The following is a 26,401-nucleotide window of genomic DNA, read 5'->3' on the forward strand; positions in this document are numbered from 1 at the left end:
CAAGCTACTGTCCGAATTTGCGGGGCCAGCTCTGTCATCGTTGCGCCTGAAAGATTGGAAATAAATGATCTCTATGTCGCAATGACTAGGGCATCGAAAACGATAACCATCGTGTCGCCTGTTCCCATCCTAAGGGCGAAAGCGAAGAGGAAGGCATCGGGAGTTACGAGTGGGGCTTCGGTTTGAGCGAGTGGGTAAAGTCCGGCCTTTCGTCCCAAGTGCGTGCGCAGATTGAGGGGTATCTCTGTTGGCCGCTGCGGAGCTTTAGCGTAGGGTTCCCTAAAAGGGAGGCTGAATAGATGCTTACGTCGCCGACGGTTGGATTCGTTAGGACTTGGCAGGAGGAGTCTAAGCGCTGGACATACACCCTCACAACTTTACTGGGGGATTGGTTGAATCAGGCAGAGAGGCAATTCGGCACGCGTGATCGGAGCTGGACGATCCTTGGAATTGAGGTGGGAGGCCCTCGCCCTGGTGTTTGGTTTCCGCAGTACTCGCAGGAAAGCAGATGCGTGGTGATTCATCTGAGCGACACTTGTCAGTCGAATGAAGAGCAAGCGCGTTTCGAACTGTCTCAGGAAATAGTGCACCTCCTTACCCCGAACGGGGGTGGCGCCGCCCTTAACATTGAGGAGGGAATTGCCACCCTGTTTGCAAACCTGGTTGGGCCAAGGCACGTGAACGCCCCTTCTTATGTGAAGGTGTTGGGCTATGTGGAGGAACTTCTGAAGATTGACCCTGAGGCGATCATTAAGCTGCGAGCGAATAGCGATAGGTTTCAGGATTTCACTCCGGAGTTTATCCAGAAGCGGGTTACAGGCGTGTCTGATCAGCTAGCCTCCGACCTTTGCACGCCCTATCGGGACTAGACTGGTGAGTATGCTGTTCGAGCAAACCTTGGCCCAGATGGAGGCGTGATCGTGGTCTGGGTCTTTGGCTTCGGGTCTCTCACCTTTGATGGATGGCAGTCCGAGTTCGGCTGCGTGGGGTCTCAGCGCGCAACGCTTCGTGGCTATCGTCGAACCTTCAATAAGAAGTCAGTGGTTAACTGGGGGACCAAAGAGAACCCTGGCATCACGCTGAATCTGGAGCCGTTTGATGGGGCCAGCTGTGAGGGAGCCGCTTTTGAGTTTCCGGACAATGACAAAATACCGGTCCTCTTACGTGCTCTGCGAAAAAGAGAAGCGTGTGATCCGACAGATCTGCAGGTGCTGTTGGCCGACGGGCGCTCGGTAGACGCCAAGGTATACATCTATGAGGGAGTAAACCCGCTCGGTTCGACGATAAGCACTGCCAAGAAGGCAGAGATGATCCTCAAGGCCCGAGGCACTAGTGGCAGTGCACTGGATTATGTGAGGAGGAATTTTGAAGGCCTGCACGATGTGGGTTTAGAAGATCCGGCCGTTACCGAGCTATGGCAAGCAGTGCAGGCTCTCCGGGGCTAGGATTTGCCTTTGAGGGTATGGGAGAGGGTATAGCTCCGGCAGATGAGCTCGGTAGCGAGGCGATAGCAGACCATCCGTCCCGGCTGGGGCCTCGTCAAGAATGCTGCCTCAAAGTGTGACATCTATCACATTCAGGCAGGTCTAAGTCGCTGATTTAGCACAAATGCTAGCACAGAAATATTTCTACGTTGATTTAGTGACGATATCTCAATTGCTTGCGTCGATTACCATCCGTCTCGAATCGTGGTGGCTTGGTCCTTAGAGAACCATGTCTCCCCTCGTCGCGAAAGAAGGCTATCCTATACGCAGATTGTCTGCAGACACTTTGCCGGAGCTGCCGGTCTTGCGCTCGAAGCTGATCCGGGCCCCCTCAGCAAGGGAGGTGTATCCGGCCTTCTCGACTGACCTGATGTGCACGAATACGTCGGCTTCGCCATCATCGGGCTTGATAAATCCATAACCCTTTGTCGCGCTGAACCACTTCACAATACCGGTTGCCACTACAATGTCTCCATCTCAAACAACAGCGATCTAAGTATGGTTTGCGAAGGGCATCAAGCCGGTGCGCGGGGTATGCAATGTTGCTCCGGCACGATATGGAGCAACATCGTCGCCGGGCGTGAGCTTAGGGAGGGGCTAGCTGGAACGCCCATCGCGCGCCCTCAGCGGCTTCCGGCGGAGGTGCCGGCGACTGGCACTGTGGTCTTGTCGGCCCGGCGCAAGCGCGGGAAGCCTACTTGCAAGGGGTTTCTCAACCATGCCTTCGAGCGTTCGCTCCTGAGAGTCAGGTACGCTCTTCTGTTCCAGAAGAGCAAGAAAGGCCCGCCCTTTGTCCGTTATGATCCATTGTCCGGGTTCCCGCGTAACCAGCCCTTGTCCGAAAATATTGAGATCCGGCGTCTGCGCCGCCAATCGCTTCGTACGATCCGTCCACTCCGGACCGCTGGTGTAGAACACCGCCAGGTAATCCTTGAGGACGGCAAGGCTCGCCCGGCCCTCCGGTTGGCCGGCGAGAATCCTAAGTATCGAGACCTGAAAACTCACTTTCTCCAACCAAACGCGGTAGCACCAAAGCCGCAAATCTTAGCGGCACCTGCCGGACCCCGCGCTCCACTTTAAAACAAGAACCTCAAAACAAATGCTGATGCGGATCCGGCAGATTGGGACGCAAATGTAGACCGTCCTTGTCGAGCTGGGGAGGCCCTTTGATTCTATTCCTCGCTCGTTCCTGCAAGGCTGTCGGGCTGTCAAGCGTCGAACCGGCCTGATCATGGACAGCCCAAAGCTTGGCAAAACGGAGTTTGCGCCTCTCAAAGAGACAGGTTTCGAGGACGAGTGTTCGATCTAGTGTCGCCGCGTCCATACGAACGCGAATGGATGCCCCAAAGGTGTTCGCCAAAATCGTAATTCGGATGTCGAGCCTGGTACAATCTGAGGTGACGTTGCCTGCTCTTATCCCCCGTTTAGCAAAGGATTGCGGCGCATATGGGCGAGTTCATGCTGGATCTCGACGCCGCTTCAGCTTCACGGCCCTGCATCCGCTAGCCTGTCGGCCTAAGCAGCCGGACCCGAGCCATGATCGGTCGGTAAGCTGCTCGGTCGAAAGTCCGATCTAAAAACGCGAAAGGCGATTGCCGACAGCGATAGCGGGACTTCCGGCGAGCTTGCGCTCAGTATCGTACCTCGCCCGCAGCTCTTGACTGATGCCCATTATTGCGTGAACGAGAGGCGTCAAAATTTGGGAATGGCAGCTGAGAATGATGGATGTGGTTGCTGAGGCGAACGCCTCGGAGTTACCGCGCATTTTGCACAAATCCTCCCGGCGCTCGTCTTGGATTCTCGTCCTCTTGGTCTTCTTTGGTTTGTGTGCCGCGGCAGCCTGTGTTTGGACTAACATGGAGACAATTTTGGCGAGGTCGCAAGTGCTTGGGCCCGCGCCGATGCATGGCTTGTCACCTGAGGTTAGGGAAGCTCTGCTGGAGGTTCGATCCGAGCAACAACGGGCGAGCGATGTAATCGCAGAACTCAATCGCAATATCGGTGCGCAGCAAGCCGATTTGAAGCGGATGACGGACCAAATCGAAGCGTTGACCGCGAAGATCGAATCCTTGCAGAGTTCACTCGCTGCTGCGTCTGCGCCGCCAGTCTCTTCTCCGCCTGCAGCCCAATCAGCTTCGAAGCTGGCGAAAAGAGCGGTCCAGCCCTCTAAGCCAGAAGGGCCAATTTCCGTTGGCGGCGCGCCGCTGATCCCTGAGCCAGGATCTGGCCAGCATTGACGGAAGCGCTTGGGGGATCTCCGCCTCAACCAATTCCGCCTGAAGCTTGTCGGCTGTGCGTCTGATCCCGGTCTGCCCGCGTCCACGCACTGCCAGCAACCCATACTGGGGGTCCAAAGGTTGGTTTTGGTGCCAGTATACAGGAGGGTGGAGTATCTCGACCGCAAGCCGTCAGGCATGACTCTCAATTTCAGCTTCAATCATTGGAGCAAAGGCTCCGAGATCGGCGCGAGTTCTGCATTCGCGTTGTCGCTGTCCACGAATTCGGACATGCCCTCGGTTTTACGCATGAACAGAACCGCGACGATGCGCCGGAGGCGTGCCGTAACGAAAAAGCTTCCGGCTCGGTCGGCGATTATAAGGTCACCCAATACGATCTCGATTCAATAATGAACTATTGTAATCCAGCATGGAACGGAAAGGACAACTCAGCCCACTCGATATCGCCGCCGTCAGGAAATTCTATCCCTCCCGACACTCGGTCTCTTACTATCCATGGGCGCGCCCGCGCTGGCCGATCGCGCGGCGGTGCAGATTGCTGCGCGCTACAATGTCAGGACGGTTCACGTCCAGTACGTTGGCGTGATGTACAACGACAAGCAGGAAGTCGGCGGCGGCTCCGGGCTGCTCATCGGCGACAGCCTCGTGCTGACCAACAGCCATGTGATCGGACGCGAGGAGAACTACAAGAGCTTCGACGTCAATGCCCGCCTCGGGTCGCGCAATGCGAATCCCATCAAGGTCACTGCGGTTCATCGCGACGATGCCAGGGACCTGGCTCTTCTGGAGCTGTCGCAGTCCGCCGGCAATAGCCGTGGCGCCTCTCGTTGCCCGATGCCTGTGATCAACGACAACCAGCAGGCCCCGATCTATTTGCTAGGTTATCCTCTCGATCTGGATCTGAGCATTTCGAGCGGTCTGATCAGCAGCCAGACGAGCCCGAACGGCCGACGGCAGACCGACACAATCATGAATGTCGGCAACAGCGGCGGACCTGCATTCAACGAGTTCGGCGTGGCGGCATCGTCAAGTGGAACGAGGCGCAGGTTTCCGGTGTCAACTTCATCATTCCAGCGACCGTGATCACCGCAAGCCCGCTCTACAGCATGATCGCAGCCCTACCACAACCCTCTGTCTGCTGGACGAAATGGGTTGACACGACGATCTTCTTTGAGAACTGGAGCAAGCTGAACTCCACGCATGTGCAGACCCAAGCCAACGCTGGGGTGAAGATCCCCGAAATTCTTGCCGGAGCGATCCACACGATACTGCCCGAAGACCGCCGCCTTATCGTGAACGTGCCGGTATCACAGCTTGACGAACCGAAGCAGATCGAGCGCTCCTATACGGTGGATAAAACCAAGGACGACCACCCCGTCGTCTTTGCAGAGCATACTGCAGACTATGCCGAGACGTTCCCTGCAGAGCCCGGCTATCGCATTGCAGGGTGCACGTGGCACGTCGAGACCGGAAACGGCGCCAGCAATATCGCTTGTGCGGTCAACGATACCGGCGCGCAGGCTCGCTTCACCTACAAGCTCACGAGCGGACCTGCCGTCGACAGATACCGCGGATGGCTCGGCGCCACTGTCAACGTTTCCCAGATCCTTGCGACGCAGGTGCCGATCGATGGTCATGCTTTCCTTACCGGCCTGCGCTTCCAACGGGCTGCATCGGCTCGGCCCCGCTTTCCGGCAGGTTCAGGCGATACTCGTTGTCCTCTTCTGCGCGCTTGCGGCCGGTTGCGCCCACCAGGGTCCTGCTTCGCAGCCGGCGAAGCCGCATATCCACAAAGCACCACAGAAACATGTGAGCGCGTTCAGGGGATATGGCTATCGCTACGACCCCGGCTATTACCATGATTTTCGGCGCTATCATGGTTATCGGACGTGGCGGCCCACCGCCGGCGAGGCGAGCGAGGAGGCACCTCCCGACAAGAGCACTACCGGGTCCGACGTTGTGGTCAACAAGTCAGTCTTATTGATCGAGGAACCGCAATTCACGCTTAACACTGCACGCCATTTGCGGACCGCCATAAGACGCGAGGCGGCCACTGTGGTGCTTGTAGAGGTGGATGACCTCATCTTCGATAAATTGAGCCGCCTCTCTCAGATACGGTCGTAACGGGCAATAACCAGCTAGACGTTCCTCCGACCGAGCCGAGGGAAGCAGGCGCGTCTGCGCCAGAACTCTTCCGAGACGATGGGTGGTCACTGGGCGCTGAGACCTTGGGCTGCGGCTTTGAGGATGCGCGGGAAAGTGCGCCAGCCGCGTTCATGAGGAGGAACCGATCGGTGTAAGAGTAAACTGTTGCGGATGGCGAGACGGTAGATCCCTCACGCATGCTGGTGCAGGCAGATCCATATTGCATCCCAACTTCCTTAGCGTTGTAAGGCACGATAAAGCGCGGTGCTAACCAGCTATAATGTCGCGGCCATTACCCCAAGAAAGGACAGATCGTATGGGATTGCTCAAAAACGTACGAGCGGAGCATTCCTGGAAAGGCCCCCGGCCATGTGGCCGATCGAGACTCAGCATCTGCCGACGAGAACACTCCCCGGCCGCTCTAATGATTATTGTACCGCTACGAGCAGCTGCTGAACCTCTTGCGGCCTGTGAAGAACAGTTGTTGCTTTTCAAGTTGAGAGGCGCCGCATCGGGTTCATATTTTGACTGCGACGGGAACCTAGCTGCCGAATATTGCAGAGAGCGATTGAGCGCACAACCGCAGAGTTTCCATTGTGCGTGTCGTAGTCAATGTTGTCGCTTATCTAGACAGCTTGGTGGTCGCCCGTTATGCGCGTTACGCTACTCCGACCATCGATGCTGACTGGCACCTCACCGGCGACGGTTGCGCGATGAACGAGGCGATGTTGGTCGCCGTAGTCATTCACTGCATAATGTTGTGTAGCGCGATTGTCCCAGATCGCTACATCACCATCCCTCCAACTCCAACGCACAGTGTTTTCGAGCGCAGTGATATGAGACTGAAACAAATCGAACAGCTTCTGGCCATCGTATTTCGGCAGGCCAACGAAGTTTTGCACCAGAGCGCCGAGCACGAGCGTGCGTTCGCCAGTCTCCGGGTGCACGCGCACAACGGGATGCTCAGTCCGATAGATTGTTTTAGTGAAGACTTCGTCCAAGTGCTTCTTGTCGAGCTCGCTGACGCGGGCAAGTATTGCGTAGTCAAAGGCATTACTGTGAACGGCCCATAGCCTGTCTGCAAGCCCTTGGAGCGGCGGCGCTAGGTCGAGGTAGGCCGAGGCGGTGTTTGACCAGACCGTATCGCCACCGAAAGGTGGCATCACAATGCCTCGCAGCACGGCGATCTTAGGGTAGGCATCGACGAAGGTTCCATCAGTGTGCCAGAGATCCGCCCGGCTACCTGCACGGGTGGAATCAAGCTCGATGATCGACGCTGTTCCCTTGATCGCACCGAGCGTTGGATGAGGTGTCAACTCTCCGAAACGAATGGCAAAGCTCTCCTGCTCCGCATCATCGAGGTGGAGCTGGCCGCGAAAGAAGATGACCTTGTGCTCCAAAAGCAGCCCATTGATCGAGGCAATCGTCTGCTCCGGTAAATCGCCTGACAGTTTGACATTTCGGATTTCTGCGCCGATGCGCACTGCGCGTTTAATGACATCGGCGCGAGGAATGACATTGTCCGACAAGATCATTGCAGTCATGGTCCCATCTTGCGTAGCCCCTAGGCCACACTATCCGCTCGACCAGGCAGACCAGCGCGAGCGGCGACCGCTAGCTGGATCCGTCATCATCTATGGGTAGCGAGTGGCTCCCGTTGAACTCACGCGACTTCGAAAAGGTTACCGCAGCATCCGCTTCATCGAATATTGAACAAATCCCTAGTTCGATCAATTGCTAGCAGTGGTAGTTGACCGCGGCGAAAGCGTTGTATTTCGCTGAGCGTTTGCTCTTGCGTCCGCTGCCCGATGAATAGGAATCTGTTCGAATGCACGGTCACTGACACCGAAGCGATAAGAGGTCCCCTAAGAGCTGCCCGTTCCTCGCCGCAAAACGTCGATAGAACGGCAGCGTCCGGAGAACGCCGGCCGAGGTTCGGGCCATTGACGGGGGCGGTCTTCGCAGCCGCGGCGTTCGATGCCTTCGCCGGTATGAGGGAACATCTGCGCGCCACAGCACGCCTCCTTCGCTTCGACCGGGTTGTTTGTACGCTTGAAGACGAGGCCTGTGTAGCAGACGCCATCCCGGATGTCGGCAAGAGACCACGGCTTCTCGCCCGCTTTGTAATAGACACCAGTCGTGAGATTCCACGCGACGGTGCGTCATCCTGCATCTTGCGGGAAAGCTCGCCCTTGCTGTTGAGGTATTCGCGCGGGGCAATGGCGGTCTGCGCACGAGCTGGGTGATCGCCTCGCAGCCAAGTAGCCTGGCCCTGAGCTGGTTGTGGAAATGGTTTTCGAGCAAGTGCTTCTCCGCGGCCACATTGGCGTCGTCGAAGAAGACGCCTTGGCGCTGTACCGCTATTTGGAGAAGAAGCCTATATCGCCCTGCGGTGCCAGGATCTGATGTTCGGTAATCCATCCGAGTATCTGGCGAAGACGGCGGAAGTGCTTTCGATCCAGCTCAAGCCCGATCTTGTCGCGACCGACGTTGAAATGAAGGCTTCGCGTGAGTTTCTGATCCACAACGGCGGCCTGATCAATCAGCTCTACCTCGACGAGGCCGGCCGCAAGCTCGGGGCAAAATCAATGAAGAACTCGATATCTACGAAGATTTTTCGCAGACGTAGTCAGGAACGCCAAAATGTTATCCGGCGCTATCCAAGAGAGACCGAGCAGAAATATCGATGAAGACCCAACTCACAGAGTGTCGCCGGATCGGTAGTGTTCTTTCCGTACGCGGACAATGTGACCTAGCTTACTCGCGATATTGATTGTGAGCGTCCAAACCCCTCGGACAGTAGGGCGTAAGCCGTCCTTCAGTCCGCTGCTGCCGCATCGACGGCGACCAGTCATGTGCCGAGGGAACCGATCTAACTGTCGAGTTTCCCAAGATAGCGCGCCGCGCCGAGGCGCATCATCGTCATCAGCGTTGGCTGATCGCATGGCGATCGTGAGGCATCGTTGGAAGGGGAGAGCGGCTCCCAGCGCGCCAACGGGCCGCGCCGGATCGACAATTCGCTTCCCGCATGCGAGCGAAGGCGGTCTCCCGCGTCATGGTGGCGATCTCCGCGGGGGTCGGGCCGAACATCTCCTCGGGCGGCGTCGCCCAGGTCTGCGCACGGATCGGCGAGGGCATGCCCATCCGGGCAAGGAAGCCGTCGAACTTGCGAAGGTCCATGTCTGTCTGCCTTTGAAGTTCGCGCGCCGACATGCGCGAGGCGCCGTCATTCGCAAAGGTTAACATGTGCACGCCGATGACATCGCCATCCCGCGTGAAGCCGCTCGCCCAGATGAAGAAACTGGCGCAGAGGCAGGTAAAGCCGTCGGGGTCCGCGAGGCCGTCGCCTTCCGGGCGCACCTTGTCCTGCGTGGCTTGCTTAAAGATGCAATGGGGCTGGCTCGCGTTGCTTGTCGCGGAAGGGGGCACGCACTTCGCTCCGCAAGATCCGGATCTGCTCGCCGATATCATCACCGGCGTCGCCGATGCCGCCCGACGAAGAGCTCGTCACGACCTGGAGGAGATATCCCGATCGAACATAGGGCGTTACCGGCGCGCGGAAGCGCTGCCCATCATGCTGCCCTACTTCATCGCAGAAATTTGACGTAGAAAAGCTCGCGCTGGGGATCCGCAATCGCGTGCATCGTTAGATATCTTCGCCATGATGGGCGGGAGTATGTCCTGTTCTTCGTTCCCACGAGATCGGGCAAGGGTGTCGGCCTCGTTATCCCTTCGCTCCCGACCTGGCCGGGCTCGGCGATCGTTCGTCAAGGACGAGAACTGACAGCTCACCGCTGGCTTCCGTAGCCAGCGCGGTCGCGTCCTTCTCTTCGATCCGACCAATGCAAAATCGTCGGCCTATAACCCGTTGCTCGAGGTCCGCCGCGGCGAGTGGGAGGTGCGCGACGTCCAGAACATCGCCGACATCCTGGTCGACCAGGAGGGTAGCCTGGAGGAGCCGAACTACTGGGAGAAGACCAGCCACGCCCTCCTGGTTGGTGCCATCCTCCACGTCCTCTATCCCGAGGAAACAAAACCCACGCCGGCGTCGCAGCCTTCCTGTCCGATCCGAAGCGGCCGATCGAGACGACGTTCGCCGCGATGATGCGAACGGCGCATCTCAGCGAAGGCGGCGTCCATCCCGTCGTCGCTTCCGCTGCCCGCCAGCTGCTGAACAAATGCGGTAACGAACGCTGGGCGTCCTGAGTATCGCGATGTCGTTCCTGGGCCTCCACCGAGACCCCGTCGTGACGGAGGTGACACGGCGCCGCGACTGGCGGATTATCGACATCGTCGGCGGGGATCGGCCAACCACGCTTTACCTTGTCGTGCCGCCCTCGGACATCAACCGCACCAAGCCACTCATCCGTCTGATTCTCAATCAGCTCGGCCGCCGCTTGACGGAAGATCTGCAGGCCAAGGCCGGCCGACGCCGCTTTCTCCTGATGCTTGACGAATTCCCGGCGCTCGGCGGCTCGATTTCTTCCAGTCCGCGCTGGCGTTCATGGCCGGCTACGGCATCAAGAGTTTCCTGATCGCTCAGTCGCTGGACCAGATCGAGAAGGCATATGGGCCCAACACTCGATCCTCGACAACTGTCACGTCCGAATCGGGATACCGCGCTTGACATGCCGGTAGCGCATAATTTCGAAACGGCGGAACAACCCGACATCATGCTCGGAGGTAATGGTCTCAAAAATGCGAAGCATCTCTTGCGGGGCGGCCGCCGGCGTCTCGCCTTTTTGGAGCAACGCAGGTGCATACTGAAGGTTCATCAAGACGACGTCGGCGTAGACGAGCACTCACGGTGTTGGTTTTCAGCCATGGATCCGCGCGCTCCGAATTCCGCATGTGTATGTCCGATTGCCGCCGCAATGTCGTAAATCCGACAAGAGCTGCCGGGGCGATTCCGCACGAAATGCCGTAGGTGGGCATGTTCTTCTCGTCCAACAAGGCGCAGTCGAGATTTTGTGGGTGGCACGGCGGTTGCTATTGAGCAGACGGACCACTGCCGCGGCTACAGGCCAAGCCGCTGCCCCATCCCAAGTCACACAAACGTGCTTCAGTAATCAATCGACGTACCCAGACCCGGACAGAATTTACGCGAGCGCCAACGACAAGAACTTACACGAGTTCAAGGAGGCTTCTGTGGAAATGCTGGATGTCATCGGAATTGGGATCGGCCCATTTAACCTCAGTCTTGCAGCGCTTATTGAACCTACTCCGCTCCGCGCACTTTTCCTGGAGAAGCGAGACGCACTTGTCTGGCATCCGGGCCTTGCGCTGCCGAACAGCCGCCTACAGGTGTCGCCGCTTAAGGATTGCGTGACCCTGGTCGATCCTACTAGTCCATATTCATTCCTCAACTATTTGGCGCTGCATGGTCGGCTCTACAGCTTTGTCAACAAGCGCAATGCTTCAACATCGCGGCAGGAGTTTATTGAGTACTACCGGTGGGTCGCAGGGCGACTCAAGACGCTGCGCTTTTCCGAGGTCGTCAATGATGTTATTCCCTTTAGGGACGGCTACCGCATCAGCACGAATACAACCACATACTTAGCGCGCGCTGTTGTTGTTGGTGTTGGCGTAGAGCCCAAAATCCCCGCCTGTGCCAGATCTTTGCTATGTGGCACTCTCTACCATGCAGCTGACTATCTCGAGCGGCCGCTACCGCAAGCAGCCGAGCATGTGCTCGTTGTGGGAGGCGGTCAGAGTGGCGCTGAGATTACCGAGGACATTCTTACTCGTTCTGTATCCACCCAGATCACGTGGTCAACGTCGCGTTCGAACTTTTTTGCCATCGACGACAACAGCTTCGTGAATGAAGCTTATACGCCCGCGTATAGCCGTCGCTTTCACGCTCTACCGCTTCAGCAACGCCGCGATATAGTCGAGGGCGAGATGCTTACGAGCGATGGCATTTCCGTCGACTTGTGCAACCGCTTATATGAAATGCTGTACGAACGCAGCGTGGATGGCACGCTGTCCGACCGTTTTCGTGTGTTGCCCAGCGTAGTCGTGAAAGGCATCACCTCCCACAAAATGGGTTGGCGAGTAGATCTAGATGAGATCGCAACGCAGCGAAATAGCTGCATTCTAGTCGATCGTATAGTGCTTGCTACTGGTTTCCAGCCGCGTACGCCGCCCTTCTTGGAGGCCCTGCTCGAGGGAGCATGTATGGAAGATGGCCTGCCAGTACTTGGCCCGGACTATGCAGTCCGCTTCGGTCGGCCCGTGCCAGGACCAATATATCTACAAAATCAAAGCCGCGTGCAGCACGGATTGCAGAGCGCCAATCTATCTTTGGTCGCGTACCGTAACAGCCAAATTATCAATAGCCTCCTCGGCCGACCGTTCTATTTGAATACATCCGGTAGGCAGATGATTCAGGTTTACGCAACTTCGGACGCGTCTGAACGAGACGCCGGTGTGGTGGCGATGCGATCGACCCGACAGGTATCGGGTGGCACATGAACGGCGGCTCGACCTCACCGCTGCGGGGCCGGATTGCGGATGGAACGGCCAACCCCGCCGATCAGCTTTCAGGCACGCTCGACTACCGCGCCTTTGTACCATTTTTGATTGCCTCCATTGTCATTGCAGCAGCTTACGGCACTAGCTTTCTATTGCCGGACTACATGCATGCGCTCGAAACGGATGGTCAAGCCGCTGGTCTTATCATTTCCAGCGGCATGGCTACCACTCTCGTTTCCTGTTGCTTGGCAGGGTGGCTGGCAAAGCGGATAGGCCTATTGCCCACGTTGACTGTCGCATCCTTGTTTATGGCGTTAGCCATGCTTGCCTTTGCCGGCGCTGCCCTCGATACGCGAGCTGCGTACGGTGGAGGCTTGCTGGTGGGCGCTGCCTGGTCAGTGTTCTTCATTTTGGCACCGCTGCAGATCATCCGCCATCTACGGCCCTCAGCACGTATTCAGTATTTGACGGTCTTATCCGGATCACAAATGGCTGGGCTCGGCCTGGCAGCTCCACTTGGTCACTTGCTCGCAAAATACACTGGTTCGCTGGCCACGATTTATGCGGTGCTTGCGATTGCGTGCGTGATCGCCGCCGCCTGCGTAGACCTTACAAGACACGCGACGTCGAGGCTATCGGCACTGGCTATGCCAGATATCGCAATTACTCTGGCCGCGACTACGACACTCCTTCAGAAGTGCACAGCACTCCCCATCGCCATGATTGCGATTTCAGGCTGCGTGTTCGCGGGGCTGTCCACATATCAGAGCGCGTATTCCGCCTCACGTCACCTGAATTCCGATCTGTTCTTTCTCTTTTTCACTGCTACGAGCGTGATACTACGCTTCTCTGTCGCTCACCTCATGGGCAGCCTGCCGTTACGCCGACTGGCACTCACGCTCATCCTACTGACCGCTGCGTCTCTGGTGCTGTTCCTTTTCAACGATGGCAGCACATCACTCTATATTGCGGCCTCTGTCCTCTTTGCCGCCGGCTATGGGTTAAGTTATTCAACCTTGAATACGATAGCCGTCAATCTCGCCGGTGAGCACGGCGTCTCCGTGCCCACTACATCGCAGATATTTACCCTCGCATACTTTCTCGGGCTCTTCGGCTTTCCTATGGTCGGAGGGCAGTTGGTCCGTGGATTCGGCCCTGACGTGATGTTGCTTAGCCTATTGAGCGCGACCGCTCTTAATGCGGTGCTAGCAACCCGCCTCGGCCAAAGCACATCTGATCCGTCTCATTTTAGGAAGGAGCTCACACATGCTGACCGAGGCGCAACAATCGAAATGGAATAAGGATGGATACCTTCGATTGGAGAAGTTCTTCGATCCAGCCAAGCGCGACAAGATTTCTCGTTACGTTGAGGAAGTTGCACGTTGGGATGTAAGCTCCGACAAGTGGATGTTGTGGTTCGAGAAGACGAGTGACAGCAGAAAAATTATTTCCAAGGCCGAGAACTTCTTAGACTACCATGCCCCTCTACGGGACGCGCTCCTGGCCGATGGCCGCATTCGTATAGCGGTCGAGACACTCTTGAATGAGAAGACACGGATGTTGAAGGAACTTCTGATCTTCAAGTATCCGGACAGCGGCGGGTACCGCCCTCATCAGGACATCTATCATGTCCCGCACAAGATACCCGAACGCATGGTGCACGCAATTGCATCCATCGCCGTGGACGACTCCGGCCCGGGCAACGGTGGGCTCTTCTTCACGCCAGCTCGCCATAAGGAAGGAATGTTTCCGATGGATGCGGGTGGCGTGATTCACCCGGAGATCGCCGAGGCCTTCGCATGGGAGCCGGTGCGATTGCAAGCTGGGGATGTTTTCATTTTTGACGATTATGCGCCCCATTACTCCTTGCCAAACAAGAGCGATCGGTCGCGTCGTGCGATTCACTTGGTGTTCCAGCGCGCATCCACTGAGGGGCCAACACGCACCGAATACAACCGCATGAAGCGTGCGTACAACCCACCAGAAGAAGCTGTGGCAGATCTTGAGAACCTAAAGCGTCCCAATGGCATATTCTATCGCAACTGATAGCCACGTCTGAGGAAGACCAACATGTACACGACGCGGCCCGATCATTCTCTGATGCGAACCGAATACGGCGCTCTGGTCTGGCGCCTCTTGGAGCATCTCCCGGAGGGTCTCAGCCCAGCATTTGGCGCATCAGTCGCGGAGCTCGCTCCAGGCGATGCGGTCGACCCGCACGATCATCAGGAGCACGAACTGTGGCTGCTGATCTCTGGTCGTGGAGAATTCGAAGTCGACGGTCAGGTCCGTAATGTTAGCGAAACGAGCTTGTGTTACATGGCGCCACATCAGAGGCATACTATCCGCAATATCAGCCAAGATAGCGCTCTCAAGTTTATCTCGATCTGGTGGGATTGACGTGCGCACTTATTTTATCTGTCCCGCGCCGCCTTGCCCTAACGGCAAGCTACATCTGGGTCACATCGGCGGCGTGTATTTGCCCGCTGATATTTTCGTCCGCTTTCAACGCATGGCCGGCCATCGGGCCTACTACATCACGGGCTCAGACGAGCACGGCACATATACGCTCGAAACGGCACGAAAGCTCGGCCGATCCTTTAGCGAGGTCGCAGAAGGATACGTTCACAAGATCTTAGAGTGTTTGCGCGCGGTGCAAATTACGCCCGATGTGTTCGTGCGCACGTCCAGCGCGATTCACAAGGGAAATGCTCTAGCGATATTCCGCGAGCTGCAGGCGGCCGGCTACGTCGACGTACGGCAGGGCGTCCAACTGTATTGCGAACATTGCGATGAGTTCGCTGCGGACTCGCTCGCAACTGGCCGTTGCCCGGCTTGCTCATCGCCTTGCGACAGCAACCTGTGTGAGAACTGCGGGCTGGCTCTTCAGCACGACACAATCCGTGACGCCCGGCACGTCACCTGCGGCTGCAATCTTGTGCTAAGACCCATCACGCAGGCCGTGTTCGACATGCCACGTCTCGCTCACTCACTGCACGAAGCCATTGGAGAAAGCGTATGGCCCGAGCCGATACGGGCCAAGGCGCGCGCTTGGCTACTCCGGGAGGTGCGCGGCTTGCCGATGACCCGCCATTTCAGGCACGGCGTGGAAGTAAAACAGCCTGACTCTCTGATCGGCCAAACGCTGCTTACATGGTTTGAGGGCCTCTGGTGCTTCGACACCGGAATTCGCGAGCAATGCGCCCGCGCCGGTCTGGACGCAAACGCGGCGTTGCACGACCAGAACACCGAGATTCTTTTCTTCATGGGGCAGGATAATCGTTTCTATTACACGCTAGGTGTGGCCGGCGCTCTGCTCGCGCGCGGCTACCCAATTCCCAAAAATCACTCAGTCCAGGATTTCTACAAGCTGAAAGGCGAAAAGTTTTCCACCAGTCGTGATCATGCTCTTTGGGGCGATGAAGTGGCGGGTGACGTGGGACCAAACGTACTCCGTTATGCGCTGGCGCGAGTGGCCAAGCCCTTTGGAACCGACGCAAACGATTTTAGTCTCGACGGACTCGTCTCGGCAGCGTCACGCATTCGGGTCTGGGAAGATGCGTTACGGCGGTGTGCAGAAAGCGCACGTACAGTAGAGAGCACCGAACTCTCCCCGAATTTCCGCCGCTTCGCTGAAGATTACGCCGATGCGGTCACCGCACTGCGTTTCTGGGATGCGCTTGATATCATCGACAGGTGCTTCGAGCTAGCTGGCTTTGCACATGCAGACGATTGGACATGGAATGCTGCGCAGATCTCGCTGTTCCTGAGCCTCCTCTATCCCGTAGTACCTGAGCTAGCGATGGGCTACGGCCAGCATTACTTTGGCGGTGCGTGGCGGCCGTCCCTCGAGACTTCGGCCGTAGCAGCCCAGCCAAAGACGTCGGTCGACTTTCCCTGTTTCAGCACGCCGATACCTGCGAACTTTGCCGCGGAGTACAATAAGCGCTTTGGCAAAGAACAGATTTCGCAATCATGACGATCCGAATGACGAAGCCATGAATTCCCGCATCTCAAAACGCAGCGCTATCGCTCAAGGTTTCGCGCCGTTCAACTCCTCAAGTGCGAAGCATGGTATCAATTTCGGCTACGCCCTGGCTGACCCGGTCATGTTTGCAGAACTGCCGTGGCCAGTCGCGTTTGACGGAGGTACAGGTGTGGCTCTCGCCGATCTGCCGCAGTATACGGATGCGGCGGGTTTGCCCGAACTCCGTACAAAGCTCGCACTGAGGTACGGTGTGCGGCATGACCAAGTTATGCTTACGGGTGGAGCTTCACAGGCCTTACAACTGCTTGCCGATGGCTGGATTGACCCCGGTGACGTGGTCCTGATGGAGGACCCCTCCTACTTGGGTGCACTGCGTACGTTTTCGATCGCGGGTGCAACCGTGGTCCAGCTAGGTCTAGCCGCAGAGGGAGTCGATCTAAACGAAGTCGAGGCAATACTGCAGACCAATGCCCGGGTGAAGCTTTTCTACACGATGCCAGCATTTCATAATCCAACCGGTCGCCAGATGTCGCGCGACTATGTGGCCAAATTGGCGGCACTGCTAGCCCGCAGTGGCGCTCTCTTGGTGCAGGACCTTGTCTATGCTGAGTTACCCTACAACGGTCCAGCGCATTGGGTGGCGCCAGGCAATAACGTGATCAATGTCCATAGCATCTCAAAAGTTGCCGGACCGGGGCTACGGTTAGGTTGGGTGCTTGCGGAGTCGGACATCATCAACAGGCTTGCGCACCTCAAACGCGACGGCGGCGTAAGTCCGGTCCTAAGTAACATCGTTTTGGGGTTGTTGCAATCGAGCGCTCTTGACTCGCACATAACACGCTTGCGCGAGCACTACCGAGCGAAGCGAGACAGCGTACATAGCTTATTGCAGCGTAGCCGGATTTGCGACCTGGGATATAGCGTGCCAAGCGGGGGCTTCTCGTTCTGGGTGCGGCTTACCCCGGGTACGGATCCGGAGAGGTTTATTGAAGCTGCAAGCCGCTTGCACGGCGTGCACCTTGTAAATGGTCGCAACTATGGCCCAGGAAGTGGCCGTCACATGCGCCTGTGTTTCAGCTATCTTCCAATATCTCTCATTGAGCAGGGGCTGGAGCGCTTAAGTCACTTGCATGCTAACCTCTAGACGCGCGTGGTGTGTTTCAGCAGAGTTTTCCGATCTGGGACGGCGTCGCACGTCCAGCTCCTAGCGACGACACTTCTGAAGGGGGCGAGCTCGCGAGGACACAACAAGTCGCTGTCCTGCTTTGTTGCCGGCCGGCAAGGTCGCCTTGGTGCGCCCCTAACCGACCTGCCCGTCACTCGCCCGAAGCTGCGAAGAAATGTATGCGGGCATGGCCAAATACATCGCGAAGATGTGCGGATAGTCATAAGCCCGCCAGATATGCAGGCGGCCCTTTGGGCTGGGATCGCTGCTTTCCCTGTTCTGCTTCCAATCGGGTGTGCCGTAGAGGCCATAGGCGTAGCCTCCTATGTGGTACGTTTCAGCCCGCCCCAGACGAACGTATCTATATACCGATCCAGCGCCGCCTATGCTCGCGACACGCTGTGCAATTGCGCAGGCGATTTGCATCAACGAGAATGGCGACGACGCCGAGCAAGCACTTGCCTGTCTGATGCAAGCTGAAGACAAATTCGGCTTCGACATTCGCTTTCGCGCGCGCGTGCCAAGATCCACTGGCGCAGACGCGATCATGTAGCGGCGCTCCCGCTGCTGACTGCCGCTGCGGAAGCCGGCGGACAAGACGCAACCGAAGCCATATCGCCCGCGAGGCAGGCATAAACGCTGCGACGCTCGGCGACTGGGCGTCGGCGAAGCAGTGGTTCGAACGTGCTCAGGTCGAGGCGGCAAAGCTTGACAAGTTACCATCGCCGCGAGCCATGCCGATCGGGTTGCTCGCCGATACCGCGCATGCCGCCTATTGCGCAAGGCCGGCCCGACATCTCAATCGTCAAGATGCGCGACGCCCTCTCCGCCTTGATAGGCGTCGAAGCGGAGGGAAGCCGGCGGAAGCCTATTGCCGCCGTGTCGTGCCCCATGGCTTGCTTTGGCTCTATCGAGAAATCGCTGGGACCAAAGCGGGGGGCAGGAAGAAGTAGTCTAGCGACCGCCGGGTGACCAGATATCTGTCGAGCGCCAGCCGAGCTGTTGCGTGAAGTGGCAACAGCCGGCTCTTCTGGAACTTGGTCTGTCGGACGACGAGCCCATCGGCAGTTACATCGTCGATCTGCAGCGCCAATGCTTCTGCGATCCGCATGCCAGTAGCGGTGAGCAGGCCGAAGAGCGTTGCATACATGGTCGGTCTGATCGAGCCCGCTGGCCGGAGTGCCGCCGCAGCACGAAGCAATCGTGCGATCTCGTCCGCACTATAGATATACGGCGGTCGCCTCTTGACGACAGCGTGGCCGAGTGCATCCGCCGCCGGAACCTGATGGCGCGGATTCTCGGCGTGCATCGCCAGCGCGAACCGCCGCACGGTAAGCAACCGGTTGCGGCGCTGCTCCGGTGACGGCGCACGTGCGGCCCATGCCAGGACCCGGGCACTTCTGATGTGCCGGTCGCCGCACTCCTCGGCGAAGCTGACGTAGCCCCTCAGCAGGATTTGCTGGACACGGAACTTGAACCCCAGCGACTGCTGCTGGTCCACATATTTGGCAAGATATCGACTCAGCATCACGCATCTCCCGGCCAGGGCTGCGCGATCTGCAGCAGCATCGTCACGTCGACTTTGGCGTAGTGTGCGGTCATGTCCGGTGAGCGGTGGCGCAGTACGGCGCCAACCGTGTCGAGCGTCGCGCCGCCCCGGAGCATGGCCGTCGCGGCCGAATGCCGAAGCAGGTTGGCCCCATTCGACGGAACGGGGATACCGGCCTTTCGTATTGCACTACGCACAACATCAGAGACTGCGCTCGAACCTGTCAGCGGCCGGATTGGTGCATTCGACATGAAGAAGATTCGAACATCGGCGACGTGCGGCCGGGCCTGATCCAGATAAGCGAGCAAGGCATCCCCGGCGTCTTGCGGCAATGGTAATCTCGTCTCCCGCCGCCCCTTGCCACGAACCGACAGTGTCGCCTGTTGCCAATCAACATCGGTGAGACGAAGAGAGAGAATGTCGCCGGCCCGCAAGCCCAGTCGTGCCAACAGCAGCAGGATCGCCCGATCACGCACGCCAGTCGCCGTGGTCTGATCGCACGTTGCAATCAACGTCTCGACATCCGACGAGCGGATGTATCGCGGCAGCGACGACAGTCGCCACTGCGGAATGATTGGCACAGCCTGATCGAGTCCAGCTCGGCACAACCCCCGTGCGCTGAGGAACCGCAAATATCCTCTCAGCGCCATCGTCATCGTCTTCACATAGGCCAGCGAGACCCGCTTCGTCTCTGCAATGATCACGTCGCGAATGAGCTGAGCATTCCAACTTCGCGGCCTGATGCCAAGCGCCGGGAGCAGCCGCATGACCATGCGACCGTGCCGATCTATTGTCAGCTCTGTGACGCAGTCCTGGAACTCGACCACCCGGCGGTGGGGCGTCGGTAATGCGGGCTTCGGCTTGCGCTGGACGATTCCGCGCTCGCCGAGAAACTCGATGAACCGGCGTACCCGCCTCACGTACTTCGCGGACACGCTCCTCTCGCGACGGATGCCGGGGCATCGACAGCGATGCCGAGCGAACCGATCGGCGACGCCATCATCGATATCAGCGACTGCGATCTTGGCCAGCGTCAGCCATTGCGCGAGGTGACGGGCTGCAGCGTCATAGCCGCTCACCGTCAAGCTCTTATGCCCCAACACCGTCAGGTGTCGTGTGAACTCCGTCACCAGCGGGTCGAGATCGCCTGCGTCCATGCAGCGCAGCCCGTGGCAGTGATCCTCACTCGACTTGGCCATTCCTTGTCTCCCTTTCGTTGCCATCAAGGCAGGAAGAAAGGCCTCAGATTATGCTGAGTGAGAAAGAGGGCAGCAGGAACTAAACTGTTGATAACGAAGCGGGTCTCGGATTGAACGGCCGCACACTCCGCATAATCGTGGGCTCCGCATAATTACGAAAGTCGACCGGCCGCGTCGCGACAATGATCTTCACGCCCGCCGAAGCCGCGATCATGTCGTCGCCCTCACGGCCCGCAGCACATCGCGCAGCCAGGCCGGATCGACCCCCGCCGCTGCGCGAACTACCGCATCGCCAATCTCGATGCTGATCGTTATCCCGTTCCGCGTTGCCGCTTCCACGCACATCCCAGCGGGGCGAAGCTCCGACACCACCGGAACGAAGAGCGGTGCATCCTCCGCCGGCAAGCTCAGCAGACCGGCACGCGCGGCCTTGCGCCAAGCAAACAGGTGTTGCGGTGAGAGGTCGTGCCGGCGCGCCACCTCGGACACAACTGTGCCCGGCGCATATGACTCCGCCACGATCCGCCCCTTGACCACGGCGCTCCACCGCCGCCGACGCCCCGCTCCGACCTGGATATCCACCCGGCCCCGTGGCTCTGCAGCGTCAACTATATGGTCAACCATATATGCGAACCTTACTGTATATGACGGCTCGCATGTTGCCGATCAGCTCACGCCAAACAAGGTGTGGGAGACACACCGCTTACGCAGCAACACCGAACCGCTCGAGACAATCCGCGAGCATCCTGTCATTGCTCTCGATTTCGGGTTCGTGGGCGCTCGATGCCGCGCGAGCATCGCAGCGATAGCCTGTCGGTGGCGTTCCGGAATCTGAGGATCTGACACAGCACTACGCCGAGGCGTATCCGACGTTGTCAGAAGTCCGACAAAGGAACGCTTTCTTAGCTGTACAACTGCTGTCCGTCAGCTCGCCATCAGCTTGTCCGGGTATCCTCGCCGCAGGGCCTGAGCAGCCCGAATTGATGCGAAGAGACTAGCGTAGCACAGAGAGGTGAATCGTCATGTATGATCGAATCGGTGGCTCATCTACACGCACTAGCCAAACTGACGAACCGAGCCAGTCGGTGGATAGCGGCAGCTTTACAGAAACACTTGCAGATCTCGCGCCCCAGTGGAGCTCACGATCGGGGGAGTTGCCTGACAAGATGGGGGCCTGCTGCAGCAAGCCAGATACCTTGGATGCAAACGTTCAAACCTCTAGCGCCTCCGAACCCAGTACATCCTCTCCAGAGAGTCCGGCCACCTCCTTGTTCGAATACAGAACGGCCGACCTGCGTGATGCGAATGTGGACGGCATCTGCGTCGGGCTGACTGCGGAGTGGTTCCGCAATCTTAGCAACAGCCCATCAACCCGAATGAGTGCGCTCACACCCGGATCGCAAACGCACGCCTCAGCGGCTGAACGGCAGCAGCAATATCAACGTCTTAAGGATCAGTTGCGAAGCAGGGGAGCAGGATCTTCTCAGGCCGACCTTCAGGCACAAAATACCATTTTGGAGGAAGCAGGCTTGGAACCGGCTGGAGAAGAGAAGAGATTCGCATTCGGCAAGTCTTCGAACGTCAAGTCCATGGTGAACGAAATCAACGAAGACGGATCGAACCATTTACTCAGCTTGTATTTCGCTGAAGGCGGCGCCCACACAGTGGCGACGTCGGCCTCGAATGGAACGACCACGCTTTTCGACCCTAACTATGGAGAATTTACTGTTCGATCAGATCCTGACCAGATGGCTTCATTGTTACAAAGCCTCGCCAATCGTTACAGGAATCCCAACGGGCAGCATTTGTCGACAATCACGACGCAAAGGATGCAGTGAGTTGGGCCTTCAGGCCGCGGTGATTGACGCCTTCTGTGAAGGCGCGGATGCGTCGGCCGGCGCTTGCGTTCGGTCGCGGCGGGGGCAAATCTGCAGCGGATAGCCGGCTGCGTGCCGGCTTGCGAGTGTGCCGACATCGAAAGCGGGGGTGTCGGCACCCCGCTATCCATGACGGCCGGCACAAATTGCAATTCTGTTTCACAATGGCCGCCTGCGGTTTGCTCAACTGACGTCGCCAAGAAACAATTGCTGCGGCGACAATCCATGCCGTCCGCTATCGAATCACGCGCTTGATCCAGACCGACTGTGCGCAGAATATGAATTTCCACGACATCAGCTTTCGTTTGAAGCACGCTAAGCCGACGCATTGATATTGGTCCAGCTGTGACTCTTACAAGCAGCTTCATCCTGAAAAGCCAAAGTCTTGATTGACAAGGCACCTTATCTTCGAACGGTGAAAGCGTCGGAGTTTTCCACATTGCCAGGGTGCCCCTGCAGGACCTGAGGGGCGCGACTCCAGCGATTGCGCCGCTGCGGGCGGCGCCACAGAATGCACCCCGGCGCTGGTCGCTAATCTAATGCGCCCTACGCTAAAGGCCAGAACCGAGAGGCATCTCCGTAGCTACTTTTGGAAGCGTTTGTTCAGGAAGTGCGTCGCTCCCATGCGAGCCTTCACGTGCCGAACGGATGCTCGACTGTCTCGCGAGCTGGCGCATCGCCTCTGGGTTTGCATCAAGGCGCTGCTGCACGGCCTCGAGCAGATGCTCATGCTTGCGTGCTTCCAGAGTGCCTATCTTGTCCTTCAACTTCGCTGCCGGCACCCCCTCAAGCATAGCTTGAATCGCCTTATCTAGCTCGCGCTCAGTCCACTCCCGGCATCGTGACGCTGCGACCGCGCCCCGTCCCCGAGCTTCCGCATCTTCGGTAGCCAGAGCCACGAAGGCGGCGAGGTCTTGCCCTCCGGACAGGCTGACGCGATCGCGTTCGATGACGCCGGCGTCATCGGAGTGGTTTCCGGCGAACCACACCTGCTGCAGCCAATCCGCTTGAAATTTCGCGCAAGGGCTGCCCCGCACATTCAGCGCGAGAGCAGGCCTTTGTCGGGCACTTACTGCGCCCGTTGTCGGCATTGAGACTGAATGCCAGAAACCTGACACTACGCGCAGCTATGTAGTGCCTGCTGAGCCTGCGAATTCACTTCGGCACGCGATTTGCTCTGTTCACGGTGTGGGACCGGTCCGGAGGCTATAATGGCGGACACATCGGGGGCACGGTCGAACCTCCTTCACCAATCCGTACGGTCGATCTATGGCGATGCCGACAGGTTCGATGTCACCCGGCGGCACAACCCGCACCTGTCGTTCGGCCAGGGGCCGCATTTCTGCCTGGGCGCAGCGCTGGCGCGTCTGGAATTGGGCTGCGCCTTCCCCGCGCTGTTCGTGCGGCTGGAGCATCTGGCGCTGACCATCGCCGCGGAGGACGTCGTCTACATGCCGTCTTACGTCATTCGCTGCCCGCAGCGCCTGCCGGTCACCTTCCGCCCTTCCATCGCTTAGAGAGTGAAGTGCCACCATGTCCGAACAACAACCCTTGCCGACGCTGCCGATGTGGCGCGTCGATCACATCGAGCCCTCGCCCGAGATGTTGGCGCTACGCGCCAACGGTCCGATCCACCGCGTGCGCTTCCCCTCCGGGCACGAAGGCTGGTGGGTGACAGGCTATGACGAGGCCAAGGCGGTGCTGTCCGACGCGGCGTTCCGGCCCGCGGGAATGCCGCCGGCGGCATTCACCCCGGATTCGGTGATTCTCGGTTCGCCGGGGTGGCTGGTCTCGCACGAGGGGCGCGAGCATGCCCGGCTACGCGCGATCGTGGCGCCGGCCTTCAGTGACCGCAGGGTGAAGCTGCTCGTGCAGCAGGTCGAAGCGATCGCCGCGCACTTGTTCGAGACGCTGGCGGCCCAGCCCCAGCCCGCCGACCTGCGGCGCCACCTCTCCTTTCCGCTTCCGGCCATGGTCATCAGCGCGCTGATGGGCGTGCTCTACGAGGATCACGCCTTTTTCGCCGGGCTGTCCGATGAGGTGATGACGCACCAGCATGAAAGCGGCCCGCGCAGCGCGTCCCGCCTGGCCTGGGAAGAACTGCGCGCCTACATTCGCGGCAAGATGCGCGACAAGCGCCAGGATCCGGACGACAACCTGCTGACGGATCTGCTCGCTGCGGTCGACCAGGGCAAGGCGAGCGAGGAAGAGGCGGTTGGCCTGGCGGCGGGCATGCTGGTGGCGGGGCACGAGAGCACCGTCGCGCAGATCGAATTCGGCCTGCTAGCCATGTTCCGCCATCCGCAACAGCGCGAACGCCTGGTCGGCGATCCGTCCCTGGTCGACAAGGCGGTAGAGGAAATCCTGCGCATGTACCCGCCGGGCGCGGGCTGGGATGGCATCATGCGCTATCCGAGGACCGACGTGACCATCGCGGGCGAGCATATTCCCGCGGAGAGCAAGGTGCTGGTCGGCCTCCCGGCAACGTCGTTCGATCCGCACCATTTCGACGATCCGGAAATCTTCGATATCGAACGCCAGGAAAAGCCGCACCTGGCTTTTTCCTACGGGCCGCACGCGTGCATCGGCGTGGCGCTGGCCAGGCTGGAGCTCAAGGTGGTGTTCGGTTCGATCTTCCAGCGCCTTCCCGCGCTGCGCCTGGCCGTGGCGCCGGAACAACTGAAGTTGCGCAAGGAGATCATCACGGGCGGGTTCGAGCAGTTCCCGGTGCTCTGGTGATGTCGCGGACGCCACGGGCGATCTCGATCTTCTCCGGAATCTGCCGCGCGCCTGTCGCGCGCCGGTCAGATCAGCCCGCCAACAGGTAACCAGGATGGACGTGCAAGAAACCACGGCAGCATGCCGGGACGCCTTCGCCGAACTGGCGTCGCCAGCGTGCATCCACGACCCGTATCCGTTCATGCGATGGTTGCGCGAGCACGATCCGGTGCATCGCGCGGCGTCGGGCCTCTTTTTGTTGAGCCGCCACGCCGACATCTACTGGGCGTTCAAGGCCACGGGCGATGCGTTTCGGGGTCCGGCGCCCGGCGAACTGGCGCGCTATTTCTCGCGTGCGGCGACCAGCCCGTCGCTCAATCTGTTGGCGTCCACGCTAGCGATGAAGGACCCACCGACGCATACGCGTCTGCGCCGGCTGATCTCGCGCGATTTCACCATGGGCCAGATCGACAACCTGCGGCCGAGCATCGCGCGCATCGTCGCAGCGCGCCTGGACGGCATAACGCCCGCGCTGGAGCGCGGGGAGGCGGTGGACCTGCATCGGGAATTCGCGCTGGCCTTGCCCATGCTGGTTTTCGCCGAACTGTTCGGCATGCCCCAAGACGACATGTTCGAGCTCGCTGCCGGCATCGGCACCATTCTGGAAGGCCTGGGCCCGCACGCCAGCGATTCCCAGCTCGCCGCGGCGGACGCGGCCAGCGCCAGGGTGCAGGCCTACTTCGGCGACCTCATACAGCGCAAGCGCACCGATCCCCGCCGCGACATCGTGTCGATGCTGGTCGGCGCACATGACGACGATGCCGACACACTGTCGGATGCGGAGTTGATCAGCATGCTGTGGGGCATGCTGCTGGGCGGCTTCGTCACCACTGCTGCGAGCATCGACCATGCCGTCCTGGCGATGCTGGCGTATCCCGAACAGCGGCACTGGCTGCAGGCAGACGCCGCGCGGGTGAGGGCATTCGTCGAAGAAGTCCTGCGCTGCGACGCGCCCGCCATGTTCAGCTCCATCCCGCGTATCGCCCAGCGCGACATCGAACTGGGCGGCGTGGTGATTCCGAAGAACGCGGACGTGCGCGTGCTGATCGCGTCCGGCAATCGCGACCCGGACGCCTTCGCCGATCCCGATCGCTTCGATCCCGCGCGGTTCTACGGCACCAGTCCAGGCATGTCGACCGACGGGAAGATCATGCTGAGCTTCGGCCACGGCATTCACTTCTGCCTCGGTGCGCAACTGGCCCGGGTGCAGTTGGCCGAGAGCCTGCCGCGGATCCAGGCCCGCTTCCCCACGCTGGCATTTGCCGGGCAGCCGACCCGGGAGCCCTCGGCATTCCTTCGGACGTTCCGCACGCTGCCGGTGCGGCTGCATGCGCAGGGGAGCTGAGATGCGCGTCATGGTCGACCAGGATCTGTGCGGAACCAGCGGGCAGTGCGTGCTGACGCTGCCGGGCACCTTTCGCCAGCGCGAACCGGACGGCGTGGCCGAAGTGTGCGTGGCGACGGTCCCGCATGCGCTGCACGCCGCCGTGCGGCTCGCGGCCAGC

General features: G+C 59.1%; 27 protein-coding genes and 2 pseudogenes. 21 read left to right on the forward strand and 8 right to left on the reverse strand.

The window, feature by feature from the left end:
* The first annotated feature begins 512 nt into the window (after positions 1-512).
* Together IC66_RS48750 and IC66_RS0139290 are read left to right on the forward strand one after the other, a co-directional pair.
* A complete protein-coding gene (locus IC66_RS48750; protein WP_223153695.1) occupies positions 513-869 on the forward strand; it encodes a hypothetical protein in 357 nt (118 codons plus the stop codon).
* 45 nt (positions 870-914) lie between these two features.
* The gene (locus IC66_RS0139290; RefSeq protein WP_011084913.1) at positions 915-1,445 is read left to right on the forward strand and encodes a gamma-glutamylcyclotransferase; all 531 of its coding nucleotides are present in this window, start codon (positions 915-917) and stop codon (positions 1,443-1,445) included.
* A gap of 294 nt (positions 1,446-1,739) precedes the next feature.
* On the opposite strand, the gene IC66_RS0139295 is transcribed toward IC66_RS0139290, so the two are convergent.
* Entirely contained in the window at positions 1,740-1,946 is a 207-nt protein-coding gene (locus IC66_RS0139295) for a cold-shock protein (protein ID WP_011084914.1), read from the reverse strand.
* A gap of 1,256 nt (positions 1,947-3,202) precedes the next feature.
* Here IC66_RS0139295 and IC66_RS44310 point away from each other — a divergent pair.
* The 4 genes and pseudogenes from IC66_RS44310 (at position 3,203) to IC66_RS44315 (ending at position 5,583) form a co-directional block, all read left to right on the forward strand.
* Entirely contained in the window at positions 3,203-3,721 is a 519-nt protein-coding gene (locus IC66_RS44310) for a hypothetical protein (protein WP_011084916.1), read from the forward strand.
* A 203-nt stretch (positions 3,722-3,924) separates the two neighbouring features.
* A pseudogene (locus tag IC66_RS49310) lies at positions 3,925-4,071 on the forward strand (M12 family metallopeptidase); the annotation flags it as partial.
* A 145-nt stretch (positions 4,072-4,216) separates the two neighbouring features.
* On the forward strand, positions 4,217-4,804 hold the full coding sequence (locus tag IC66_RS0139315) for a S1 family peptidase (RefSeq protein WP_011084917.1): 588 nt from the start codon (positions 4,217-4,219) through the stop codon (positions 4,802-4,804).
* Positions 4,801-5,583 (forward strand): hypothetical protein, encoded by a 783-nt coding sequence (locus IC66_RS44315; protein WP_011084918.1) that lies wholly within the window; start codon positions 4,801-4,803, stop codon positions 5,581-5,583. Before IC66_RS0139315 ends, IC66_RS44315 begins: the two co-directional genes overlap by 4 nt.
* Positions 5,584-6,492: 909 nt before the next feature.
* On the opposite strand, the gene IC66_RS0139335 is transcribed toward IC66_RS44315, so the two are convergent.
* The gene (locus IC66_RS0139335; RefSeq protein WP_011084919.1) at positions 6,493-7,410 is read right to left on the reverse strand and encodes a TauD/TfdA dioxygenase family protein; all 918 of its coding nucleotides are present in this window, start codon (positions 7,408-7,410) and stop codon (positions 6,493-6,495) included.
* Positions 7,411-8,271: 861 nt separating this feature from the next.
* Between IC66_RS0139335 and IC66_RS0139345 the strand changes: the two genes are divergently transcribed.
* Positions 8,272-8,556, forward strand: coding sequence for a hypothetical protein (locus IC66_RS0139345; protein ID WP_011084921.1), 285 nt, complete (start codon positions 8,272-8,274; stop codon positions 8,554-8,556).
* Positions 8,557-8,791: 235 nt separating this feature from the next.
* Here the strand turns inward: IC66_RS0139345 and IC66_RS0139350 are convergent, their stop codons facing one another.
* On the reverse strand, positions 8,792-9,295 hold the full coding sequence (locus IC66_RS0139350; RefSeq protein WP_038951171.1) for a hypothetical protein: 504 nt from the start codon (positions 9,293-9,295) through the stop codon (positions 8,792-8,794).
* Here IC66_RS0139350 and IC66_RS47385 point away from each other — a divergent pair.
* Together IC66_RS47385 and IC66_RS44325 are read left to right on the forward strand one after the other, a co-directional pair.
* Positions 9,273-9,470, forward strand: coding sequence for a hypothetical protein (locus IC66_RS47385; protein WP_028144004.1), 198 nt, complete (start codon positions 9,273-9,275; stop codon positions 9,468-9,470). The genes IC66_RS0139350 and IC66_RS47385 overlap by 23 nt on opposite strands.
* A gap of 47 nt (positions 9,471-9,517) precedes the next feature.
* Positions 9,518-10,477, forward strand: a pseudogene (locus IC66_RS44325) (type IV secretory system conjugative DNA transfer family protein); the annotation flags it as partial.
* Here the strand turns inward: IC66_RS44325 and IC66_RS47390 are convergent.
* Positions 10,465-10,668: a hypothetical protein gene (locus IC66_RS47390; protein ID WP_014497739.1), complete on the reverse strand. Its 204-nt coding sequence runs from the start codon at positions 10,666-10,668 to the stop codon at positions 10,465-10,467. The pseudogene IC66_RS44325 and the gene IC66_RS47390 overlap by 13 nt on opposite strands.
* A gap of 352 nt (positions 10,669-11,020) precedes the next feature.
* Between IC66_RS47390 and IC66_RS0139380 the strand changes: the two genes are divergently transcribed.
* The 7 genes from IC66_RS0139380 (at position 11,021) to IC66_RS46840 (ending at position 18,046) form a co-directional block, all read left to right on the forward strand.
* Positions 11,021-12,340 (forward strand): lysine N(6)-hydroxylase/L-ornithine N(5)-oxygenase family protein, encoded by a 1,320-nt coding sequence (locus IC66_RS0139380; RefSeq protein WP_202801489.1) that lies wholly within the window; start codon positions 11,021-11,023, stop codon positions 12,338-12,340.
* Positions 12,337-13,641, forward strand: coding sequence for an MFS transporter (locus IC66_RS0139385; RefSeq protein WP_011084926.1), 1,305 nt, complete (start codon positions 12,337-12,339; stop codon positions 13,639-13,641). Before IC66_RS0139380 ends, IC66_RS0139385 begins: the two co-directional genes overlap by 4 nt.
* Entirely contained in the window at positions 13,607-14,386 is a 780-nt protein-coding gene (locus IC66_RS0139390; protein ID WP_038937241.1) for a phytanoyl-CoA dioxygenase family protein, read from the forward strand. Before IC66_RS0139385 ends, IC66_RS0139390 begins: the two co-directional genes overlap by 35 nt.
* Before the next feature lie 24 nt (positions 14,387-14,410).
* On the forward strand, positions 14,411-14,740 hold the full coding sequence (locus tag IC66_RS44330) for a cupin domain-containing protein (RefSeq protein ID WP_011084928.1): 330 nt from the start codon (positions 14,411-14,413) through the stop codon (positions 14,738-14,740).
* A gap of 1 nt (position 14,741) precedes the next feature.
* Positions 14,742-16,319, forward strand: coding sequence for a class I tRNA ligase family protein (locus tag IC66_RS0139400; RefSeq protein WP_014497736.1), 1,578 nt, complete (start codon positions 14,742-14,744; stop codon positions 16,317-16,319).
* Positions 16,320-16,338: 19 nt separating this feature from the next.
* Positions 16,339-17,472 carry an aminotransferase-like domain-containing protein gene (locus IC66_RS0139405; RefSeq protein WP_011084930.1) on the forward strand — a complete coding sequence of 378 codons (1,134 nt, stop codon included), beginning with the start codon at positions 16,339-16,341 and terminating at the stop codon, positions 17,470-17,472.
* A 406-nt stretch (positions 17,473-17,878) separates the two neighbouring features.
* Positions 17,879-18,046 carry a hypothetical protein gene (locus IC66_RS46840; RefSeq protein ID WP_155256178.1) on the forward strand — a complete coding sequence of 56 codons (168 nt, stop codon included), beginning with the start codon at positions 17,879-17,881 and terminating at the stop codon, positions 18,044-18,046.
* A gap of 354 nt (positions 18,047-18,400) precedes the next feature.
* Here IC66_RS46840 and IC66_RS0139415 read toward each other — a convergent pair whose 3' ends face one another.
* The 3 genes from IC66_RS0139415 to tnpA form a co-directional block, all read right to left on the reverse strand.
* A complete protein-coding gene (locus IC66_RS0139415) occupies positions 18,401-19,021 on the reverse strand; it encodes a tyrosine-type recombinase/integrase (RefSeq protein ID WP_014497735.1) in 621 nt (206 codons plus the stop codon).
* Positions 19,021-20,241 (reverse strand): tyrosine-type recombinase/integrase, encoded by a 1,221-nt coding sequence (locus IC66_RS0139420; RefSeq protein ID WP_014497734.1) that lies wholly within the window; start codon positions 20,239-20,241, stop codon positions 19,021-19,023. Before IC66_RS0139420 ends, IC66_RS0139415 begins: the two co-directional genes overlap by 1 nt.
* A 210-nt stretch (positions 20,242-20,451) precedes the next feature.
* Positions 20,452-20,823, reverse strand: a complete 372-nt coding sequence (tnpA, locus tag IC66_RS0139425) for an IS66-like element accessory protein TnpA (RefSeq protein ID WP_157158178.1) — start codon at positions 20,821-20,823, stop codon at positions 20,452-20,454.
* 440 nt (positions 20,824-21,263) lie between these two features.
* On the opposite strand from tnpA, the gene IC66_RS44340 reads away from it, so the two are divergent.
* Positions 21,264-22,079, forward strand: coding sequence for a YopT-type cysteine protease domain-containing protein (locus IC66_RS44340; RefSeq protein ID WP_011084934.1), 816 nt, complete (start codon positions 21,264-21,266; stop codon positions 22,077-22,079).
* 590 nt (positions 22,080-22,669) lie between these two features.
* Here IC66_RS44340 and IC66_RS0139430 read toward each other — a convergent pair.
* Positions 22,670-23,107 (reverse strand): hypothetical protein, encoded by a 438-nt coding sequence (locus IC66_RS0139430; protein ID WP_014497731.1) that lies wholly within the window; start codon positions 23,105-23,107, stop codon positions 22,670-22,672.
* 222 nt (positions 23,108-23,329) lie between these two features.
* Between IC66_RS0139430 and IC66_RS0139435 the strand changes: the two genes are divergently transcribed.
* The 4 genes from IC66_RS0139435 to IC66_RS0139450 form a co-directional block, all read left to right on the forward strand.
* Positions 23,330-23,635, forward strand: coding sequence for a cytochrome P450 (locus IC66_RS0139435; RefSeq protein WP_011084937.1), 306 nt, complete (start codon positions 23,330-23,332; stop codon positions 23,633-23,635).
* A gap of 16 nt (positions 23,636-23,651) precedes the next feature.
* Positions 23,652-24,857 carry a cytochrome P450 gene (locus IC66_RS0139440; RefSeq protein WP_011084938.1) on the forward strand — a complete coding sequence of 402 codons (1,206 nt, stop codon included), beginning with the start codon at positions 23,652-23,654 and terminating at the stop codon, positions 24,855-24,857.
* A gap of 94 nt (positions 24,858-24,951) precedes the next feature.
* Positions 24,952-26,241 carry a cytochrome P450 gene (locus tag IC66_RS0139445; RefSeq protein WP_028144009.1) on the forward strand — a complete coding sequence of 430 codons (1,290 nt, stop codon included), beginning with the start codon at positions 24,952-24,954 and terminating at the stop codon, positions 26,239-26,241.
* 1 nt (position 26,242) lies between these two features.
* Positions 26,243-26,401, forward strand: a 159-nt coding sequence (locus IC66_RS0139450) for a ferredoxin (protein ID WP_038951172.1), incomplete at its 3' end; no start/stop codon positions are given.

It is taken from the genome of Bradyrhizobium genomosp. III (assembly GCF_000261705.1).
Classification (GTDB): Bacteria; Pseudomonadota; Alphaproteobacteria; order Rhizobiales; family Xanthobacteraceae; genus Bradyrhizobium; species Bradyrhizobium ottawaense.